Source organism: Spongiibacter thalassae (assembly GCF_012272835.1).
Lineage (GTDB): Bacteria > Pseudomonadota > Gammaproteobacteria > Pseudomonadales > Spongiibacteraceae > Spongiibacter > Spongiibacter thalassae.
Map to the genome: position 1 here is coordinate 789,220 of NZ_JAAWWK010000001.1, position 20,539 is coordinate 809,758.

General features: G+C 51.7%; 14 protein-coding genes. 12 read left to right on the top strand and 2 right to left on the bottom strand.

The window, feature by feature from the left end; genetic code table 11:
• Positions 1 to 99 precede the first annotated feature (99 nt).
• The 8 genes from HCU74_RS03275 to HCU74_RS03310 all read left to right on the top strand — a co-directional run bounded on the left by HCU74_RS03275 (position 100) and on the right by HCU74_RS03310 (position 13,249).
• Entirely contained in the window at positions 100 to 1,698 is a 1,599-nt protein-coding gene (locus HCU74_RS03275; protein ID WP_168448955.1) for a GMC family oxidoreductase, read from the top strand.
• A gap of 360 nt (positions 1,699 to 2,058) precedes the next feature.
• Positions 2,059 to 2,700, top strand: a complete 642-nt coding sequence (locus HCU74_RS03280) for a TetR/AcrR family transcriptional regulator (RefSeq protein ID WP_168448956.1) — start codon at positions 2,059 to 2,061, stop codon at positions 2,698 to 2,700.
• Between the two features lie 536 nt (positions 2,701 to 3,236).
• Positions 3,237 to 5,099 (top strand): CocE/NonD family hydrolase, encoded by a 1,863-nt coding sequence (locus HCU74_RS03285; protein ID WP_168448957.1) that lies wholly within the window; start codon positions 3,237 to 3,239, stop codon positions 5,097 to 5,099.
• Positions 5,100 to 5,369: 270 nt separating this feature from the next.
• Entirely contained in the window at positions 5,370 to 7,469 is a 2,100-nt protein-coding gene (locus HCU74_RS03290) for a tannase/feruloyl esterase family alpha/beta hydrolase (protein WP_168448958.1), read from the top strand.
• A gap of 313 nt (positions 7,470 to 7,782) precedes the next feature.
• A complete protein-coding gene (locus HCU74_RS03295; protein ID WP_168448959.1) occupies positions 7,783 to 10,212 on the top strand; it encodes a TonB-dependent receptor domain-containing protein in 2,430 nt (809 codons plus the stop codon).
• 67 nt (positions 10,213 to 10,279) lie between these two features.
• Positions 10,280 to 11,938 carry a carboxylesterase/lipase family protein gene (locus HCU74_RS03300; RefSeq protein WP_168448960.1) on the top strand — a complete coding sequence of 553 codons (1,659 nt, stop codon included), beginning with the start codon at positions 10,280 to 10,282 and terminating at the stop codon, positions 11,936 to 11,938.
• Positions 11,939 to 11,961: 23 nt separating this feature from the next.
• A complete protein-coding gene (locus HCU74_RS03305) occupies positions 11,962 to 12,765 on the top strand; it encodes an SDR family NAD(P)-dependent oxidoreductase (protein WP_168448961.1) in 804 nt (267 codons plus the stop codon).
• A 58-nt stretch (positions 12,766 to 12,823) separates the two neighbouring features.
• Positions 12,824 to 13,249 carry a nuclear transport factor 2 family protein gene (locus tag HCU74_RS03310; protein ID WP_168448962.1) on the top strand — a complete coding sequence of 142 codons (426 nt, stop codon included), beginning with the start codon at positions 12,824 to 12,826 and terminating at the stop codon, positions 13,247 to 13,249.
• Positions 13,250 to 13,366: 117 nt separating this feature from the next.
• On the opposite strand, the gene HCU74_RS03315 is transcribed toward HCU74_RS03310, so the two are convergent.
• Positions 13,367 to 14,053, bottom strand: coding sequence for a TetR family transcriptional regulator (locus HCU74_RS03315; RefSeq protein ID WP_168448963.1), 687 nt, complete (start codon positions 14,051 to 14,053; stop codon positions 13,367 to 13,369).
• A gap of 764 nt (positions 14,054 to 14,817) precedes the next feature.
• Here HCU74_RS03315 and HCU74_RS03320 point away from each other — a divergent pair.
• The 4 genes from HCU74_RS03320 to HCU74_RS03335 all read left to right on the top strand — a co-directional run bounded on the left by HCU74_RS03320 (position 14,818) and on the right by HCU74_RS03335 (position 19,258).
• Positions 14,818 to 17,118 (top strand): TonB-dependent receptor, encoded by a 2,301-nt coding sequence (locus tag HCU74_RS03320; protein WP_210425086.1) that lies wholly within the window; start codon positions 14,818 to 14,820, stop codon positions 17,116 to 17,118.
• Positions 17,119 to 17,305: 187 nt separating this feature from the next.
• A complete protein-coding gene (locus tag HCU74_RS03325) occupies positions 17,306 to 18,319 on the top strand; it encodes a hypothetical protein (RefSeq protein WP_168448965.1) in 1,014 nt (337 codons plus the stop codon).
• 31 nt (positions 18,320 to 18,350) lie between these two features.
• Complete coding sequence (locus tag HCU74_RS03330) at positions 18,351 to 18,866, top strand: hypothetical protein (RefSeq protein WP_168448966.1); 516 nt, start codon at positions 18,351 to 18,353, stop codon at positions 18,864 to 18,866.
• 20 nt (positions 18,867 to 18,886) lie between these two features.
• On the top strand, positions 18,887 to 19,258 hold the full coding sequence (locus HCU74_RS03335; RefSeq protein ID WP_168448967.1) for a hypothetical protein: 372 nt from the start codon (positions 18,887 to 18,889) through the stop codon (positions 19,256 to 19,258).
• A gap of 54 nt (positions 19,259 to 19,312) precedes the next feature.
• Here HCU74_RS03335 and HCU74_RS03340 read toward each other — a convergent pair whose 3' ends face one another.
• Positions 19,313 to 20,401: an NAD(P)H-dependent amine dehydrogenase family protein gene (locus HCU74_RS03340; RefSeq protein ID WP_168448968.1), complete on the bottom strand. Its 1,089-nt coding sequence runs from the start codon at positions 20,399 to 20,401 to the stop codon at positions 19,313 to 19,315.
• Positions 20,402 to 20,539 lie beyond the last annotated feature (138 nt).

The following is a 20,539-nucleotide window of genomic DNA, read 5'->3' on the forward strand; positions in this document are numbered from 1 at the left end:
CGGGCTGTAGGGTGATGCTTGACCGCCGAGAGGGGGGCGCCTGGTGTCCCCTTTTTTAATTCAGGGCTATCGTTGTAAAGGGTAAGGAGTAGAGGCTCAATGCGTTCGGATTTTGATTACATTGTTGTGGGAGCGGGTTCCGCGGGCTGCGTGATGGCGAATCGGCTGTCGGCAGACCCCAGTGTATCGGTGCTATTGATAGAAAGTGGTCCCGCCGACAAAAGCTATTTTATTCGAATGCCTCGTGGTATTGGCAAGCTGCTGGAACCGGGCAATGCCCATGTGTGGGATTACCAGGCAGCAGCGCGAGAAGGCGCCCGCAGCGAAATGTGGATGAAGGGGCGAACACTGGGCGGATCGAGTTCGGTCAACGGCATGGTGTATATGCGTGGTTTTCCTCAGGATTATGACGCCTGGCAGGCCGCTGGCTGCGAAGGGTGGGGCTGGGAAAATATTCACCGTCAGTACCTCGCCCTGGAAAACCATGTTTTGGGAGCGTCAGCTTCCCGTGGTCAGGGCGGCCCCCTTGGCGTCACGGTGCAGCCAAAAGACAACGAACTGGTGGCGGCGATTCTTGCGGCCGGAGAGGCCATCGGTAGCCCAACGGTCGAAGATATTAACAACCTGGAAACGACCTGGAAGGGAGGACTTGGCTACCAAACCCGAAATATCTGGCAGGGTCAGAGGTGCAGTGCAGCAGATGTTTTCCTCAAACCGGTGCGGTCCAGAAAAAATCTGCATGTAGCGGTGGAATCAACGGTATCGAGCATCGACTTTGATGGGCGTCGGGTGGTTGGGGTGAATGTGGTAAGCAAGAAGGGGGCGACGCGCTATAGTGCTAACAAGGAAGTCATTCTGTGCGCAGGCGCCATTGAAACGCCCAAGTTGCTGCAGCTTTCCGGGGTAGGTGATGCCGAGTTGCTGCAGTCATTGGGAATTCCTGTAGTGCACAATGCCCCCGGGGTTGGCAAAAACCTGCGGGAACATTGTTATTTTGCAATGCAGTATCGCGTTCGCCGAGGCAGCCTTAACAGTGCGTTTCAGGGAGCGGGGCTACTGCGTTCCGTTGTTCAATATATAGCGTCGAAAACAGGCCCCATGAGCCACGCTGCCCACGAGGCCGGAGGCGTGGTAAAAACACAGCCGGATCTCGATTTGCCCGACGCGCAGATCGGCATTAGCCTGCATTCATTGGTGGGCGATGGCCAGCGGGTGAGGCTGGAGAAAGAACCAGGGTTGACCATGGGCGGCTATTTTTTGCGTCCGGAAAGCCAGGGTGAAATACGCATTACCTCGGCGGATTATCGGCAAAAGCCCTATATCTGCGCAAACTATTTGAGTAGTGAGGTTGATCGCGATCATGCGGTGTCGTTGGTGAAGTGGGTGCGTGACTGTGTGGCTCAGGCGCCCTTACGGCCATTTATCGTTGATGAAGTGAAGCCCGGTTACCACTACGCCTCCGACGACGACATTCTTGCAGCCTTCCACGAAATGGGCCAAACGGCGTATCACGTAGCGGGCACCTGTCGTATGGGCAGTGATGACTCGTCGGTGGTTGACCCCAAGTGTCGAGTCCGTGGGGTTGAAGGCCTGCGAGTGGTTGACACATCGATTATGCCGACCCTGGTTTCAGGCAATACGAATGCACCAATGATGGCCATGGCCATGCGAGCGGCGGAAATAATGACCGAAGCGTAATACATTCCATTGTGCTGTGGTCATCCGTTGTCCACGCTACCTTTTCTCTCTTCCCTGTCCTCCATTCATTCCCTGACTCGTCAGTGCGAACGCACTGACGAGTTTCCTCTTGTTTATATGCGGCAGAGTGGCCGATAGTTAAACTTTTGGCAGTCTGTGACGAAGTTGGCGAATATTGCTATTTTAATTCGGGGAGGTCGAATTTTCATTTGCGCTTCCCACGGCGGTAGTTCAGTGTGGGTGTTGAGTGTTTGTAAAAGAGCATTCAGCATCGCTAACAGGCCACAGCCTGACTGTGTTGATTTGCCGCGTACGGTATATCCCGCGCTGCGGTAGTAGAAGTCTCAACGGTCGGATGCAATGACTAAAAAAACCAACAAGACCGACACCATCAGCAATATTATTACCGCAGCCAGTGCCGTATTTGCCGAGCGGGGCCTGGCGGATGCCAATATTCAGGAAATCGCAGATCACGCCGGGGTCACCAAGCAGCTGGTGTACCATTATTTTCAGAATAAGAATCAACTGTTTGCCTGTGTCATCGATCGTTCGTCAGACGATGCCATGCCCGGTTTAATCGACGAATTAAACCAAGCCAATATCACCGGACAACCTCCTGTTTTGGCGCTGCGCAAACTGATTGATAAAACCCTCGAAATTTACTACAAGAACCCGTTAATGGCGTCACTCGCCGACGACGGAATTCGCTATCACTGCAATAATGATACCCCGCGAAATCAGTTTGCACGGCTCGGGCCTGAGTTGACGGAGATGCTGAGGGAAATTCTGCGGCGTGGTAAGGAGGAGGGGGTGTTCCGACAGGACATCGACCCGGATTTGCTTTTCGCAACAATCGGCTTGATAGCGGGAAGTACCTTTACCAATCGCTATGTCGTAAATGTATTGGGAAAGATCGACCCCACGACCGAAGATGGTGAAAGGCTGTGGCGGCCTTTTATCGTCGATTTGATTGCGTCGGGTGTGGAAGTGAGAAACGGCTGAAAGTTGCGGCCGAATGAGTCATCGCACACGGGTAACGCATCAGGGCTTCGTTTCCGCTGGCTATGCCGTTGCGTGCCCATGTTGTGATGATGGGGATTATATAAAAACAATATTTAATTATCTGTGTAACTATATGGCGATTAAGCGCTTTTAGGTCGTTAATTAGTTTCCTGTCGTTTCCGATATTATCGTTGTGTTGGTGAATTAATCGCTAAATATGCTGATTTCCGAAATAAATAATAGCGGGGGAATATAAATAAATTTAATAATGAACAGTATTGTAATATGTGTGCAATAGTCATACTGTTTGTTTACCGGTTCAGCGATTAAAACAACGATAACAATTGAACGTGTGCCGCCGACTCACGCTTGCTTGAGCTTTTTTCAAAGAAAACGATAAGCCGACCAGATTCGTTATATTTTTCGCTACGCCAGTGCACCAATGTTGTGGCCCTGTAAATCTGAAGAAAATAATAATGCGGTGCATTACGCCCGCTTTTGATCCGATGTTTCAATGTATTACGGAGAATAATAAAATGAATATTCATCAAAGTCTTTCAGCTGCCCTGGCTGTCTGCACGATATCTCTTACGGCGTCTTGTGGCGGCGGTTCAACACCGACCGCCAGTACGCCAATCACGCCGGCAGCGCGTACCTATGAGGGGATGGTGACCGAAGAGGCCTACCTGACGACGCGGTACGGCGATACGATGAATATCGATCTGTGTTTTCCCGCAGAAGCGGAAGACAGCACTGAAAAGGCCGCCGGTAAGTTCCCGGTCATTGTTGAGCTTTCCTATACCACTGGTGCGGGTTCCTCCGACGGCTGTGACGCCGACACCGGCCTCGGTGTAAGTTTTCGGGAATTTGTTCGCAATGGCTATGTTGCAGGCTATGTGAATGTACCAGGCACCGGCGAGAGCGAAGGTGGCCCCTGGAACTACGGTGATCCGGCCTGGGCCTTGCGTAATTACGATGCCATTGAGTGGCTCGGTGCACAGGAGTGGTCTACCGGTAACGTTGGTACTATCGGCGGCTCCGGTAACGGCGTAAGTCAGGTGCAAACGGCCCCCTTTGCGCCGCCGTCGTGGAAGGCGATGATCCCGCAGGTAACCAGTGGTAATGGCTACATGCTGCTCTATCCGGGTGGTATTCGCTCGCTGGCTACCGCGTCGTTGGTGTGCAGTATTCCCGGTGGTCTGGCGTACTCCCAGAACGGCACGTATACGCCACCACAGGATGAAAGTCAGTGGGAGCGTATGGTTAAGATCTGGAGCGATAAGGTCTATCAGGCCCAAACGCCCTATTGCCCCGCGGTATACGGATTCTGGGATCATCCGCAAAAGGATGAGTTTTGGGACTTTTTCGGTATCGCAGATCGGGAGAGCACTGATATTCCGGCATGGGTATGGAGTTCCTGGGACGACCTGTTTGTCGCTGGTTCGGTCGATGACTACGAGACCTTTGGCGGTAGCAACAATATGATGGCTTTTGGCTTTATGAGTCACTCGGGTAACGCCCCCGGTTTTGATTTTACCGCGGAGGCCTTGCGCTGGTTCGATTACTGGTTGAAAGACGTCGACAATGGTATTGCCGCTGACCTGAATGACGGGCGCTTTCGGTATATGACCTATCAGGAGTGGGTGCCGAAGCAGGCGGACGACTGGCCGCTGCCAAATACCGAATACCAAACGCTCTATCTGAACAAGGGGTTGGCCACGACGTTACCACTCGAAGAACAATTGGTTGAGGGTAGCTTGACGCCGACCCTGCCCGAAGAAGCGGGCGCCCACCCCTATACCTATTCGCCGGTCGATGGCCTGCGCAATGGTTATACCGGCTTTTCCCAGGCGTATAATGAAACCAATCCTGAAAACCGCAATATTGTCGGGTATAACGATCCCGGTGATCGCGGTGACCAGCGCCTGGAAAATCCGCTGTCGCGGGTGGTTTACATGTCGGAACCGCTGGCGGAAGATATGGAAGTTACCGGGCCAATTACCATGACACTGTATGCGTCTACCACCGCATCGGATACCGATTTCGTGGTGAAGTTAATCGACGTATTTCCCGATGAAGTGGCCGAAGACCCCACAGCAGAACCCCAGCCAGGCGCATGGCTGATGATACAGCCAGGCTACCTGAAGGGAACCTTTCGCAGTTATAAATCAGACTATCGTCGGCAGGACGCGATACCCGCCGGTGAAATCGTAAAGTACGAGGTGGCGCTGTTTCCCGCATCCTGGCTGATTAAAAAGGGACACCGGATTGCGGTCGCGATCAGCTCAAGCGATTTCCCCTACGTGTTTCCAAATGAAAATCCGGCGGACATCACCGTCCATTACTCGGCGGAACATCCGAGCCATATTGTGCTACCGGTAATTCCCGCCGGAAACTAACACCGAGCCCAGTGCTTGCTTTTGCACCGTCAGTACTCTGGCGGTGCTTTTCCTTTGTTATATACCTTCACTCGCCTCGCGCGGAGCCCTCTGTTTTACTCGCCCCAATGCCGGACTTTTGGCGAGTCAGTGATGAACTCGCGAGAAGATTTTCGTTTTATCAGCCTTCCGGTGTTGACAAGATATTAAATTTACGCGAGTGTAAATATATGCGTTCGGTCATGATGATTTCGAGTGCACTAATAAAACCAATAAACAAAGGAATTGAAAATGGAAGTCAGCGAATCTCCCCGCATTGATACGACACTTGAGGTTGACGGCTACAAGGTCACCGACAGCGTTTTCGGACAGCCCTATATCGATCGTGATGAGTGGCGTGAAACGCCTTACCCTCATCGCAATGTCCACGGCGGTTTCAGTGGATGTGATACGCGCTTTACCTGTTACTTCCCCGACGAAAAAGATTACCAATCGAGAATGTTTCACCCCATCGAGGGCGCCCATGCCGGCCACGAGGATGCCTTTGATGGCCTCATGGGGCAGATGCTGGGTGGCCTAGCGATGATCGCTCGCCTGGGCGGGTATATGGTTGAATCGAACTCGGGCCATATCGGCGACACCATTGACCCGGCAGTGGGGGTAGATCCCACCGTTTACGGTCATCGCGCGAGTGTAGAGTCGGCGAGATTGTCCAAGTACCTCGCCGCTCAGGTCTATGGTGAGGCACCGCGCTATTCCTATGTGTGGGGTGGCAGCGGTGGCGGTCGCCGGTCGCCGCTTTGTCTGGAGTACGGTGGGGACGTTTACGATGGTGCACTGCCGTTCATGGGTGGCGGCGCGATCGCAGAACATGGCACGAGCGACCGTATACGCAGTGAACAACCCGTGCACTTTGGTTGTATGTTTAATGTGCAGCGGCTATTGGGCGATAAAATTCATTCAGTGGTCGATGCGATGCGCCCCGGTGGCAGCGGTAATCCCTTTGCTGGCTTGACCAGTCACCAGCGGGAGGAGCTGGACAGCCTTTATCGACTGGGCTACCCCCGCGGCGACGAATTTATGATTGCAGAGCCCATGGGGCAAATTTGGCTGTGGAGTTCCATTGCCGATATGTTGCAAGAGGAAGGTGCGGACTATTTCAGCAGCTTCTGGTCGAAGCCTGGCTATGTGGGCTTCGATAATCCCGAGTACGTCAATGGCGACTTGATCAACTGTCGCGCCAAAGTGAAAAAGGTAGTGACTGCCAGCGAACTGTTGCAAAGCCCTGAGTTTGCTGGACCGGAATACGCACGGGCCAAGCCGATGGCTATGATGATGGCGGCGAAGGGACCAGACTTTCCGCTGGCTGTGCAGCTGGAGGGAATGGATAACGGCTATTTGCTGGGCACCGGGGTTAAGGTATTGACCGGCGCTGCGGCGGGACGCCAGCTATACTGTACGAGCTTCGCCTCGGAAGTGTTGTTCTGCGACGGTCGCGACGATGCCAATATTCTTCGCTTTACCGGTGTCCAACCCGGAGACGAGGTGCAGGTGGATAATCGCGCCTTTCTCGCCTTCTGTTACTACTATCGCCACCATGTATCAGATGACCCGGCGAATGATTTTCTTTGTCTGGATGGCGTGCCGATTTATCCGCAACACGATATGCCCTTGCAGTCTCCCCACATGGGTGTCGCCTATAGCGGCAAGTATGAAGGGAAGCTGATGTGGATACATCACACCCATGACGCGTCGCTGTGGCCTCCCCAGGGGGTGATATACCGCCGCGCTGTAGAGATGGCTCAGGGGGAAAAGGGACTGGAGGAGAACTTCTGTCTACGCTGGACAGAAAATGCTGAGCACGTTCCTCCTGCGTTTCTGCCCAGCGCACCTGACAGGGCAACCACCACCTGGCTGGTGGATTATATGCCACATATCGAGCAAGGGCTGGTTGATTTAACAGAGTGGGTAGAACAGGGTAAGAAGCCGGCGGAAACGCATTATACTTTCGCTGATGGCCGAGTGGTGTTGCCAGATACGGCGGCGAAACGAAAGGGTATTCAACCGGTTTTATCATTGCTAGCCAATGGTGGCGCGCGGGCAGATGTGGCCGCAGGTACGTCGGTTGAATTTGTACTGAACGCTGAAGTGCCCACCGGCGCAGGCGGCATTATTGCCATTGAATGGGATTGGTTGGGTAAAGGCGAGTTCACCGATGCTGAAGACCTGACTCGCGCCGATGAAAGGGCTGATGTTACCCGGCAGCGGGTATTTGATACCGTGGGATCCTATTTTGTTACCGCGAAGGTGACTTCCCATCGCGATGGTGATTTTTCCGCAGTGAGTCGGCGTGTCAGTAACCTTGTGTCGGTGCGAGTTGTTGTAAATTGATCTCGGCGAGCGAAAGAGTGTTTGGGTATCTGGTTAATTTGACGGTAAGCGAATCTTCCAGCGCATCTTCGTTCTAGTGACGAAAGTGTCGCTGTCAGTCATACAGGGCAGTACGAGTTAATTAGCCACCCGTCCCATTATAACAATAGGCTAATAACAGCCGGGTCGGCAGTGAGTTGTTTGCAACGCTGCCGACCCATTTTTCCAAAGGTATTAAAATAATTAATTAGACATGAATGTAAATATAAAATAGCATGTCTTCCAAGCGTACTTGATGCGCATTGTTGATAATTATAATAAAGAGGCTTAATCAGTGAAAAAAAGCATAAGCAACTCCTTTATTAACACTTTGACACTTGGAGTGGTCGCGTCGGCCTGCGCCTTTAACGCCGCTGGCCAGACCGCAGAACCCAAGGAAAAAGACGTTATTAGGCTGGAAGAGGTAACTGTTACGGCGCAAAGACGCGAACAGTCGCTGCAGGATGTGCCTATCTCTATCAACGTTTTCAGTGGCGAAAAATTGGTCGAAATGAAAATTGACCGTTTTGAAGACCTGGTTTTGCAGGAGCCATCGCTAACACTGAAGGCCGGAATGAGTCCTAATGCCCTGCAGTTTGGTATGCGCGGCTTCAGTAGCCTCATCCTTGGTCAGGGTATTCAGCCAGCCGTGTCGCTGGTGGTTGACGGTGTGCCGCTGGCGATGGACTCCGAGTTCGTTATGGAGTTTGCCGACATTGAGCGAATCGAAATACTGAAAGGCCCGCAGGGGACTCTGTTCGGCGGTAATGCCGTCGGTGGCCTGATTAATCTCGTGCGCAAACGCCCACAGGATGTCTATGATGCCCGCGTTGAGCTGGATGTCTCCAGCGACGATGAGCGTATCTATCGAATTATTGCCGGCGGGCCGATCAGTGATAATGTCGCAGGCCGTATTTTTGCCTATAAAAAGGACAAGGAAGGCCATATCAAGAACATCTTTCCCGGTGCAAAGCGGGCGGGGTCTATTGACGAAAACGGTGTAGTTGCAAAGCTGTCCTTTGCAGTCAGCGATACCTTTGATGTGCTGCTTACCGGCGAATATCGCGACTTTATCAGCTACACCGGCCTTGTAACGACAATTAATGACGTTCCTGAGCGGGAGGCAGCAGTAGGTGCTCACGTTATTGCTGATCCCTTCTTGATTAACCAGAATCAGGATGCTTTCGGGGCGGTGGAAAACTGGGGCATCACTCTGGAAATGTCCTGGGAGCTGTCGGAAACCCTCAGCTTGACGGCCACCAGCAGCTATCGTGATTTGTTGAACCTGACGACCTTTGATCTGGATTCCTCTCCGGCCAGTGTGACCAACCGTCTCGATATGCCATTTGTGTTTTTCCCCGACTCCAATATCAGTAATATCGATGATGATGCCGGCGCACAAACCGCGGTTATTGACACGGATTACTGGACCCACGAGCTGAAGTTCCAGAACCTTACCGAGGACTTCGACACCGTGGTGGGGCTTTACTACCGCGACTTCCGCCAGGTTTCGCCGACCAATGTAGGTCTGTTGGTGAGAGGGGATACCGCCGCAGAGGAAGATATTCTCGGCGTGGGGTTTGCGCCACCGTTACCGACAACCTCGGCCCATTTAGCCTTGGGGATTGTCTCCGATGCTGACTTGCAGCGTGAAGAGGCGGCAATTTACGGTGACGTTACCTGGCATCTGGCAAGCAATTTCGACGTATTCGGTGGCTTACGCTATCACCGGGATAAAACCAGTTTGGGACATACCTCCCGAATTGCCATAACACCTGCTGCAGAGCCCTTTTTCAGCTCCGAGCCGGATACGGGTATTTTCAACCAAATTCTGGTGGATCAGGTGGGCGCGTTTGACAGCTCGCGCTTGACCGAGGAATGGGCTGCGCGGCTGGGCGGTTCGTGGTTTATCAATAGCAGTTCCAATATTTACGCAACCGTTTCCCGCGGGTTTATCGGCACCGGTGTAGACGCGAGTGCTGTCGCGGTGGAGGGCAAGGAATACCTCGATCCAACTACCGCGTTGTCGTTTGAATTGGGTTTTAAATCCAGCTTTATGGACAACCGGGTTGTGCTGAATGGTGCTGTTTTCCATCAGGAAAGTCAGGACGTGCAGATCTCTACTATTCCGCCCGGTGAATTCCAGGCACGAGCCAGAAATATCGGTAACCTTGAAAGCATGGGTATCGAGCTTACTCTGGGTCTTCAGGCGACGCAGAATCTGAGTCTTAACGCCTCTTTGACCGCGTTGGACACCGCGCGACGCAATATTACTGAGGCGTGTTACCACGAGCAGACTGAAGAAGAGGGCTGTAATCTGGATATTGACGATGACGGCACACCCGAAAGTCAGGATGTGGATGGCGATCCTTCAATCGGCACGCCGGATCTGGCCTATACCATCTCGGCGCGTTACGAGATTCCGCAAATAACCAACTCAACACGTGGCTTTATGGCCACCAGCTGGACCTGGACTGACGACGTGCAGTTTGATCTTGACGGCGATCCGTTGACGGTTCAGGAGTCATACGGCCTATTGGATGTTGCTATGGGTATCGAAGAAGTCGATGGCAAATACAAGCTGTCACTGTTCGGCAAAAACGTAATGGACACCTTCTTTGCTGGCTCAAAGACCTCGGGCGTAAACATTCTCGGGCGCGTAGCGATAAACACGCCCGCCCAGGCGCAGTTCTATTGGGGCATGCAGGCCATGTATAACTTCTAGGCAGAATCGTTCGCGCTATCCGTCAGGGTAGTGCGGAGCAATACATAAGAATCAAGAGAGTTTAGTAATGAAATTTATCAACCACCACACATCGAAAATTCTGGGAGCTTTGCTGTTGTCAGCAACGGCCGTAGCGTCAATCGCGGGTGTCGGGAAATCTGCCGTGGATGCTGCACCAATAGTAAGAACCACCGAAGGAATGTTGCAGGGGCAGGTCAGTAAAGGAGCCTATGAGTTCCTGGGTGTTCACTACGGCGCTTCGACAGCGGGAAAGGCGAGATTTCTTCCTCCCCAAAAGCCTGAAAAGTGGAAGGGTGTGCGTAAGGCAAACGCAAAGGGTGACCGTTGCCCACAGCCGGAAGTAAAAATGCCAGGTGAAATGGCAAGTGTATTGTCTTTTTCCGAATTGCCTATCAGCGAAGATTGTCTGGTTCTGGATTTGTGGACGCCCGCTATCGGTAAAAAGCAGCGTAATCCGGTAATGGTGTGGTTGCATGGTGGAGGGTTCTTTGTCGGTAGCGGCGGCGATGCCTATTATCACGGCGCGAACCTTGCTCGTGGAAACGATGTCGTGGTGGTGAGTCTTAATCACCGTCTGAATGCTTTTGGCTTCTTTGACCTGGGCGATAAGGCCGGTAGTCAATATGCGGGCTCAGGTAATGCCGGAATGCTGGACATTGTTCGCGCCCTTGAATGGGTGAAAGACAATATTGCCGAGTTTGGTGGTGACCCCGATAATGTAACCATCTTTGGGCAATCTGGCGGTGCAGGTAAGGTTAGTACGCTGTTGGCGATGCCTGAAGCAAAGGGGCTGTTCCACAAGGCGATTTTGCAGAGTGGCGCAAATCCGGTAAGCCGCGGTGAAGAGGTCTCCAAGGGAGTGGGTGAAAAGCTATACGCCATTCTCGGGGTAAAACCCGGTGACGTGAAAACGCTGCAAAAGTTGCCAATGGATACGCTGGTGAAGGCAGCGGCGAAAATGGGTCTGCTTCCCTTCGGCCCGTACATGGACCGCAAACACGTCACTGAAAACCCGTTCGCACCGACACCCTCGTCCTACCAGAGCGATGTGCCAATACTTCTGGGCTACACCAAGGATGAGGCCACCAATGTCTTCCTGAGTGACCCTACATGGGAAACCATGACCGATGAGCAGTTGCGAGCGCGGGTTTCGATGGTAGTACCCAAGGATAAAGTCGAGCAGGCGATTTCCTTATATCGTAAGCGGCGGCCAGATGACAAGCCCATGCATCTGTGGAGCAGTATTGTCACCGACCAAATGTTTGCGACCAACACCATTCTCGCCGCCGAGAGTAAGGCGCGCGCTGGAAAGGCACCTGTCTACATGTACAAAATTGACTGGGAAACCCCGGTACTTGGCGGGAAATTACGTTCCCCCCACGCGGTAGAGTTACCCTTTGTGTTTGATACGGTATACAGCGCAGAAGGGCTGGTGGGGGTTGGCGAAAGCCAGGAAAATATGGCCAAGGCTATGAGCCAGTCCTTTGCGGCCTTTGCCCGCAACGGCCACCCGAATACCCTCGGTCTACCTGAGTGGCCGGCATATAACCTGAAAGAGCGCGCTGTTTTGATCTACGATAATGAAATACGTATAGAGAAAGACCCCGATAGCGACGTTCGCAAATTCTGGCAGGAAATCCTTGCAGAAAAGTCTGCAGGTACTGCTGCGATAACCGATGCGTTTAACAATAAAAAATTCGATTAAATTAATCAGGGATGGAAATAGCTATGAGTAGATTAGCGGAAAAAGTCGCTGTTATTACCGGCGCTGGCGCCGGGATCGGCAGAGCATCGGCACTGCGATTCGCAGATGAAGGCGCCGCAGTTTTGGTGACCGATATCAATATAGATGCTGCGACAAAGGTCGCAGAAGAGATTGTCGCAAAGGGCGGTCGCGCCACACCGTTGAAAGTAGACGTTGGCGAGGAAGAGCAACTCAAGGGGATGGTTGAGCTCGCCGTAAAGGAATACGGCAGTATCGATGTGTTATTTAATAATGCTGTGATAAACAGTCGGGAAATGTCGGTTCGTGACCGCGACTTCCTTAGCTTCGACCCGGAAGTATTCTTTACAAAAATGCGATTTAACGCACTCTCAGGTGTGCTCGCAAGTAAGTACGCCCTGCCGTATATGCTGGAGCGGGGTAAAGGATCAATTCTGTTTACGTCATCTACCAGTTCAGTAGCGGGTGAAGTATCACAGTTTACTTATGGTGCTTCAAAAGCAGCGGTGAACTATTTTGTACAATCGCTGGCGGTGACCTACGGTAAAGATGGAATACGCTGCAACGCGATTCTCCCGGGTGTTATTCAAACTGAGTCGATGGAAATGTGGGCCAACGACGATATGAAAGCGGCTTTCATGGATATTCAGAATGTGCCCAGATTGGGCAAGCCAGAAGACATCGCGGAGATGGCGTTGTTTCTGGCATCTGACGAGTCCGCCTATGTCAATGGTCAGCTCTATCAGGTAAACGGAGGTATGACCTGTGGCACGCCGATGGTGCCGGTCGTGCGCAAGTATCTGGTATAGGGTTAGCCTTCACTGGCGATTAAAAATCCAATGTCAACGATAACAATAGAGGTGAAAAATGGGTAAAAAACAGGAAGAATTTATTCAGGAATTTTGTGATCTATGGGGCGACGGTAGCGCAGAGTCACGGCCACAGGTAGATAAAATTGTATCAATGATGTCAGAAGACGCAGAGTGGCAGCTCTGGGTTCCGGGTGGCCCGATTATCAAGGGTCGCGAGAATCTGCGTGCGGAAATCCTGCGGCAAATGACCTACGTCACCCACAATAAGTGCAATATTATCGAAATGGTGTCATCAGAGCGCATTGTAATGACAGAGCGTGCTGATGATGCAATGGTGAATGGTCGTCCACAACCACACTCCATGGTAGCGGTCTATGAACTCGACGAAGATGGACTGATTTGTTCATGGCGCGAATATCTGGATACCGCTGACCTGATGAAAAAGTCCGGGCGTAAAGCGGTAGGTGTCGCAGACAGCTAAGTCTCAGCGATGTCGAATTCAAATTTTGCGGTGTGACATGCCCTCTGGCCACCGACTCCCCAGTGGCCTTTTTTATTGACGTTTATTGTTGCAGCGAATCATGCGGGCGCGCTCGTGCTAAAGGTCAGTAAATCCAATGCCACGTAGATAGCGAAGTACAATGGCGTTGATTTCATTCTTTCTTTTGCTGCCCTTCAGTACCTTTTCACGGCCCTGAATAACAGGTAAGGCCGCGCCGTAGATTATTGAGAAGAAATCGCGGACGGCACCGTTACTATCGTCAATATCATTTGGGATCTCTGCGCTGCAGCGCTGGATATACTTCTTGACGATTTTGTAAGCCTGGTTCACCGAACGAGTATGACGCGAAGCGATTTCAGGGTGCCTGGCCAGTGCTGAATCCAGTACCTGAAATATCTGTAGTTTATCTTCGGCGGTATAGAATTCGTACAGCAGATTGCCGAGATAGTTAAATAGAAAAACAGGATCATCGCTTTGAAGGTGAGGATCCTTGACAAAGCTTTCGGTTTTACGTGAATCGCCCTCGCGAATCACCGCTTGAAAAAGCTGCTCTTTTGAACCGAAGCGATTATAAATAGTCTGGCGGGTGACGCCGGCTTCCTTCGCAATCGCCTGAATACTTGCGCCTTCAATTCCATGCATCAAAAAATGCTTGTAAGCAACGCGATACAACCCTCTCAGTGTGTCCTCACTGTCCTGCTGAAAAGGGCGACCTTTTCCGCGAGAAGAGCCTGAATCCGCTTTTGCTTCGCCTGTGCTCCTTGCCATTTTTGCGCTTTCCACCAAGTTCTGAAACTCCACTTACTGCAATGTTTGTATTAAGGAATTATCAGTTCCCGTAGCCTGACAATATAGCATTTTCTTATGCCAATGGCTAAAGGCTTTGTGTCCTTTGAACAATGACGACTATCTATAAAATTGAACAAACTCAAAGGAAATGATTAAAATATAATTTACATATGTGTAAATATAGTTTTATATAGGTATTAGAGTTCTCTTTTTTTAAAAGAATAATTTTTCACTATTACAAAAAGCGTGAAGACCAAGCCCATGTAGATTGAACATAAAACGATTTTTATTATATGGGTTGGAATATCATCGCTCGCTTCTTAAAACAGGCGTCAGGGAAGTAAATTTGCGTTGGTGGGTAGTTCGAAGATCGAACTAATGTGTAAAAGCTCCGATGTGATTAATAAGTATTTTATGTAAGCCGGCTCAAGAGAAATAGCCAGTTTTTTGCCTTTTAGCTGATTTGATCGCGCTTGACGGCCAGACGTGTTACCCCGCGTGGGTCGTCTTTTTTAATAAGCTTGAAGCGCGAGAAGACATGGTGAAGGAGTCTGGCGGGGTAGGTATCGAGTTCAGGGTGGGTAGAAGTAAGGCTATTCGGGCAATAATAAAATAATAATACAGAGATAATTAGTATGACGTTTTCCCAAAAAGCAGTTTTCCGCTTTGCTTATTCCGCTAAGGTTTTAGCATTGACTCTCTGTTGTTGCAATGTGTCGGCTGCGGAGAAAGCCACAGGTGCTAAAGTAGAAGAAATAGTGGTCACTGCGCAGAGGCGAGAGCAGTCTATTCAGGATGTGCCCATATCAATTAATGTCTTTGATGGTGAGCTATTGGTTCAGTTAAAGATCGATGCCGTATCGGATCTTGTGCTTCAGGAGCCCTCCCTGACCCTTCGTGAGGGTAACGGGCCGAACCAGGTGCTGTTTGGTATGCGCGGGTTTAGCAGTTTGGTCGAGGGTGCCGGCGTACAACCTGCGGTTGCTCTTGCTGTTGACGGTGTGCCCCTGGCGATGGACACCGAATTTACGATGGATATGTCAGATATATCGCGAGTCGAGGTGTTGAAAGGCCCTCAGGGAACGCTTTTCGGCGGTAGTGCTGTAGGCGGTTTGATTAATCTGGTGAGGCGACAGCCTACGGATGTATTTGAGGGATCTGTGGAGCTGCAACTCACTGACGATGAGGAGTTGTCGCTGACCGCGATGGCTAACGGTCCCTTGTCGGACCATGTTGATGGCCGTTTGTACGCTTACAGTCGCAAACGCGAGGGGCATATTGTCAACGTCTTTCCCGGTGGAAAAAATATCGGTGGTAACGATGAACAGGGTTTCGTTGCAAAATTACTATTCAAACCTGTAGATAATGTAGACCTGCTTCTTACCGGTGACTTCCGGGAACTGATCACCTATACCGCGCCGGTAACGATCATCAGCGACAGTGCGGAACGTACTGCGGCTGTGGGTCAGGAAGTCATCGACGATATATTCAAAATTAACCAGAACGAAGAGTCTTTTGGCAGTGTCGAAAGCTGGGGTGTCACCGCAGAGCTCAATTGGGAAATAGATGAAGGTCGTTTATTGACTTCTATTACCAGTTACCGGGACACCATTAACGACACACTTTTCGATATAGACGCGTCGCCGGCTCAGGCCAATAATCGTCTGAATATGGATTTAGTTGGCTTGACTATGTCCAATTTTAACCAGGAACCAAGTGCCGACGGTCACACTGCCCATATTGCGGTCTCTTATTTTACCCACGAGTCACGACTGACGTTCAGCGATAAGGACTATGACTGGGTGATTGGTGGCCATTACCGGGATTTTTCTCAGAGAATACCGAACGATATCGCATTATTGATACGGGGCGATTTTCTGGCCAGCCGCTCTGCAGATACTACCTTTCCAGCGATAGTTGCTGGCCCCAATGGACAGGCACCTTATTATGCTCTGGCTATAGTGTCGGATGTTGAACTGTTCCGTCAGGAGCTGGCGCTATACAGCGATATTACCTGGCATGTTAGTAATCACTTCGATGTGTTTGCGGGCTTGCGTTTACATAACGAGGAAGGGGAGCTAGAGCACTTTGATCGTCGCGTGCTAACTATCGCAGAGGAGCCCTACTTTACTTCGGAAAACAATAACGGACAGTTTAACATTCCGCTTACTGATTCAGTGCGTAACTTTACCCGTGATATTGAAATAAACGAATGGGCTGGGCGCCTCGGTACATCCTGGTTTCCCAAGGAAGCGCTTAACGTCTATGCGACCTTGTCGAGGGGGTTTATCGGTATTGGAGCAGATGTTGCGCCTCAGGCGGATTCGGTACAGCCCTTTGCCTTTCCTACCACGGCTCTGTCAGCAGAGTTTGGCTTGAAGTCCTATCTGTTTGATAAACGTCTAATGGTGAACGCGGCGGTGTTTCGCCAACAGAATAAAGACGTTCAGGTAGCGGTAAGGCCACCCGGTGAAGTTGGTGCGACGGCTCAAGCTCGAAACGCCGGCGACCTGGTTAGTCAGGGGTTGGAGTTGACGGCAGCATTGCAAGCCACGGAGGCGCTATCGCTAAATGCTTCGCTGACGGCGCTGGATACGGAGCGCGGCGGTGGCCAACTAGAGAAGTGCTATTTTGAGCAGAGCCCCGAGCAGGGCTGCAACATTGACCGCGATGGTAATGGTAATCCCGATCATCAGGATGTATCCGGCAGTAAATCAGTGGGTACACCAGATCTGTCCTACACCGTTTCCGCCCGCTACGAGCGGCTAGTGAGTAACGCGCTCAGGGGATACTTGTTGCTTAACTGGAATTGGCGGGATGAAGTCCAGTACACCCTTGAAGGTGATCCGTTGACGATTCAGAGGGCTTTTGGCTTGGCGGATGCCGTCCTGGGCATAGAGGATACCCAGGGTCGGTACGAAGCCAGTTTGTTCGCAAAAAACCTGTTTGATACCCCTTTTTTATCTGACCGCAGGTATCAATTTGGCCGTGTGTCCACCGTGAATACGCCTCGCCAGGCCCGTTTGTTTTGGGGAGCAAGATTCAAAGTCATGTTTTAGGAGGGGAGCTGGTAGAGGCATTCCGGTGGTGTTTTACCGCGACTTAAGCTCATTCAATACAAATTTAGTGTGACAAAAAGGAAGATAGTGTCTAAATTATAGGGCGATTGCCCAATAGTCATTTATTACCGTCGTCATTGTGACGACTAAAACGTTGTTAACGATAAGACTAATACGAGGCAGCAAGATGAATGCAATTTTAGAGCAGAACAATTATTTGGACGGCATGGGTGTGCCAGCCGTAGATTCGCTGGTTAGCTTGGCGCCAGCTTCTGCAAAGCTCTACGACGAACTTACTAAAGGCTTCGCGCCCGAATCAGCGGCGCTGAATTCGCCGCAGTCTTATTGGATTGCCTTTAACGCGTGGATAACCAATGAACTTTCGCGCCGCATCATGAAAACCGAGGTCAGTGATAGTGAGTTTGGCGGGTTTTTATGGGCTGCCTATGCCTCGTCATATTGGGGTGGTATGGAATTGCGGGAAAACTGGGGAATGCCGCCGGCGATGGAGAGACTCGGGATCGCACTGGAGCCTCCGTATCTGGAGACTCTCGATAACCTTGCGGCGACCTTTAATTCGAGATTATCGGTGATGGCCCAGGGCAATGACAAATGCCTCGACTATGTCGATGATCTACTCCACGAAGACCTGAACGCCGGGGCACTGTGGAACACGGCCTATAACGCAGGGTGTCAGGTAATTAAAACCGAGGACGCGCCAATAGGCCAGCGGCGTCCCCATCGTCGCCCACAGCCATCGATGGTGCGTATCAACACCCGTGACTTTATGCGTGTTGACTACGAGCTGCCTGCGCCGGAATACCTGCGTGTACTCCGCTCGGCCTTTGAGGTTGCGGTCACCTCGCAGCCAGAAACCTACGAGCAAATTATCGTGGGTAAAGACGGACAGAAAGACCTTCGGGAAATCTGGGCCGGCGGCGTTGGGTTTGGTAACACTTCCTGGGGAGATGGCGCCAATGATGCGTGGACGGACGAATATTTCGACGACACCCTGCATTGGAGCACCGTGGTGAATTTTGGCCTTGAGGCGGTAAGTTTGGCCTGTTTCGCGGCGTTGATAAACAAGGACGCAGATCTGGCGCGGCGTGCGGTAATGGGCAATGCCATGTATGCCGGTATGGCGACCGGTTGGCTGTTGGGGATGCTGAATGTCGAAGGCAGTCTTCCCGCACGTGGTTAGGTTTTTTATTAATAATTAGAAGGATAGAACAATGATGGGTATTTCGTTACCAGTCGATTTAAATCGCCACCTGCGCAAGGAGATGGTGACTAATTTTGCGATAAATTTGGTGATTAATGGCGCGATTGCTTGGTTTGCCTTTGGCGCCAGCCAGCGCGTACCGATGTGGGGTGAGCACGGCTACGGTGCCGACCTCGCCATTACCGCCTTTTTTCTGTGCTGGATTATCGGTGCCATTTTTGTGGCGATGCACCGCAGTAAAGTGCGCAAGGGCAAATTTGCGCCCCTGGCGATAACGGTGCCGGCCTGGTTGCCGCGAAATGCCCTGTTGTTTGGCCTGTTGCTTGGCATAGTCGCACTGTTGACTGTCTTCCCTATTACAGTCGGAGTGTTGTGGGTGTTCGGTCTAAGCAATATAGATTTGCTGGCCTTCAGTATTTTTAAAGGTGCCTGGGCTGGAGTGCTTGCTTGCATTGTGATTCCTCCGTCGGTGATTTTTGGTATGGCGACGGTAGACGCCGCAGCACCGGTGAGCGCCGGTTCATAATAACGATGAGGAGTGAGAGTATGGAAACCCTGCAAGCCGAAGGCATCGAGCGATTTTTACGCGCCCAATACCGCCTGTGGAACGAACAGAAGTTTGACGAAATGATCGAGCTGTTTCGCTCGGTGGCGCCAGGCAAACTCACGATTGAGTATGTTGGTCTTCCACCGCTGGATGGATGGAAGGCGCTGGACGAAATGTGTGAAGCCTACGGTGGTAAAACCCGTACCGACGTGCAGGAGCTGCTGATTAATGGCAACGAGGCCGCAGTACACGTGTTGAATCATCGGGATAAGGCCTCCGGTATTCCACCGTCACCGAGCATCGAGTTCTATCGCTTCGACAAGGGGAATCTGGAAATACGCTATTTTTACCGAGCGAATCATCCGGTGTAAGGGTAATGACTGGCAGGTGGGCGCGGTCTGATCGTACCTGCCTGCCTGCGAGTGCTATCGGCGCGGATCCTGACGCCAATTCAGGCTGGGGTCGAAGGAGTCCATCGGCCCGGGCGGTGCACTAACGACGTGAGGAATTGCTTGCACACAGGGGATAATGGTCGCGATATAGCTGGGTTCAACTTCCATATTGCCCATATTGAAAAAGCGCTCGTCGCTATTGTTGGACACACAGAAGTCGAGGGTCATACGCATTGAAGGGCGGCCTTCAATAGTGGCCACGTAGTACTGACCGGGTGCGGTTCCCTTGGGTAGCATGGTATCGCCGATCAACCAATGGTATTCAATAGTGAACAGGGGGTCGGAGCCGATATTGTCGCAGAAGCCCTGCATACGGTGGGTGATACGTGCCACGGTGCCGGCTTTGATGGGAAAAGGTTTGTCAATATCGGCAGGCGTCGGCACATAATCATGGCTTTGCTCGATTCTGTCATAGCGTACCCCCAGCACCTTTTCTGCGGTTTTGACAATCGAACGCATAAAGTTGGCAGCCATGTTTTGCGATACTTCAATTTTTCGGGCCTGTTCAGGGGGCTGGCCAAAGCCGATATATTGCAGAGGGCCGGGGGCGGCTTCACTGCAGTCCCAATTCTCATGGAGGTGAATACTTTTGACGTCAGCGCAGCCGCCCGTCAGAGCCAGCAACACGCGATTGGGGATCAGGTCGGGGTCGATGCCACCGGAATAGAAGGTCGACTGGCCTTCCTCACAAGCGGCGTTGAGCTGTTGAATAAAACTTTCCTCGCGGAATAGCTGGGCGTTTTGATAGGGCAGGGGAGTGACCACGTTTTTACCTGCGCGCAATATGGCGAGTATTTCGTCGTCGGTATGGAAGGTGCCTTCGTCGTGGGCGGTGTAGACCACACAGTCGCAGTCGAGCTGCAGCAGCGCGTCGCCGTCACAGGTTGCGATAACGCCGAGGGGGTCAATGCCGATCAGCTTTCCGGCATCGATGCCTTCCTTGGCGGGGGAATAGGCCTTGACGCCGACAACCTCAAAGGCGGGGGATTGCGACATCTCCCAAATACAAATACTGCCCATTCTGCCTGGGCCCCAGATAATGACTTTATAGGGATCGCGCATGTTATTTCCTTATTCAAATTATTGGCGTCGGGCTAGTGTAGAAAGTATTGATAGCGATGGGATCGGTTGGGGGGAATATCGTGAATATTTCGTTGTACCGCGAGTCAAATGCAATCTTCTCTGGCTGCCCAAGGTGCC